The organism is Nitrobacter vulgaris, from assembly GCF_002028545.1.
GTDB classification, from domain to species: domain Bacteria; phylum Pseudomonadota; class Alphaproteobacteria; order Rhizobiales; family Xanthobacteraceae; genus Nitrobacter; species Nitrobacter vulgaris.
The window spans coordinates 1-1176 of the sequence record NZ_MWPQ01000030.1 but is presented as its reverse complement, the minus strand read 5'-3'; the positions used below and the strand labels follow the sequence as shown (position 1 = coordinate 1176).

Below are 1176 nucleotides of genomic sequence, written 5' to 3'. Positions count from 1 at the left end.
GCCACGACGCCTGCTCCGACGGTACGTCCGCCCTCGCGGATGGCGAAGCGCAGCTTCTCCTCCATCGCGATCGGCACGATCAGGTGCACTTCCATCGCGATGTTGTCGCCCGGCATCACCATCTCGGTGCCGGCCGGAAGATGCACAACACCCGTCACGTCGGTGGTGCGGAAATAAAACTGCGGACGGTAGTTGGTGAAGAACGGCGTGTGGCGACCGCCCTCCTCCTTGGTCAGGATATAGGCTTCGGCCTTGAACTTGGTGTGCGGCTTCACCGAACCCGGCTTGCACAGAACCTGGCCGCGCTCCACGTCCTCGCGCTTGGTGCCGCGCAACAACGCCCCGATGTTGTCGCCCGCCTGCCCCTGGTCCAGAAGCTTGCGGAACATCTCCACACCCGTCACCGTCGTCTTCTGCGTCTCGCGGATGCCGACAATCTCGATTTCCTCGCCGACCTTGACAACCCCGCGCTCCACCCGGCCCGTCACAACCGTGCCGCGTCCCGAAATCGAGAACACGTCCTCAACCGGCATCAGGAACGGCTGATCAATCGGTCGCTCCGGCTGCGGAATGTAGGCGTCGACATTCTTCATCAGTTCCAGAATCGCGTCATGGCCAAGCTTCTGGTCCGAGTTCTCAAGCGCCGCCAGCGCCGAGCCCTTCACGATCGGAATGTCGTCGCCCGGAAATTCGTACTTCGACAAAAGCTCCCGCACTTCCATCTCAACCAGCTCGAGCAGCTCCGGATCGTCAACCATGTCGCACTTGTTCAAAAACACAACCAGCGCCGGAACGCCGACCTGGCGCGCCAGAAGAATGTGCTCGCGGGTCTGCGGCATCGGGCCGTCCGCCGCCGAAACAACCAGGATCGCGCCGTCCATCTGCGCCGCACCCGTGATCATGTTCTTCACGTAGTCCGCATGGCCAGGACAGTCGACATGCGCATAGTGACGGTTCGCCGTCTCGTACTCCACATGCGCCGTCGAAATCGTGATGCCGCGCGCCTTCTCTTCCGGAGCCTTGTCAATCTGGTCGTACGCCGTGAACGTCGCCCCGCCCGTCTCCGCCAGAACCTTCGTAATCGCAGCCGTCAATGACGTCTTGCCATGATCAACATGACCAATCGTCCCAATGTTGCAATGCGGCTTGTTACGTTCAAATTTCGCTTTGGCCATT

Annotated in this window: 1 protein-coding gene; it reads right to left on the bottom strand. The window is 61.1% G+C overall.

The genetic code is table 11. From position 1 onward, the window contains the following. Nucleotides 1-1175: elongation factor Tu (gene tuf, locus B2M20_RS06825; RefSeq protein ID WP_079446326.1), on the bottom strand; the 1175-nt coding region annotated here is incomplete at its 3' end. Nucleotide 1176 lies beyond the last annotated feature (1 nt).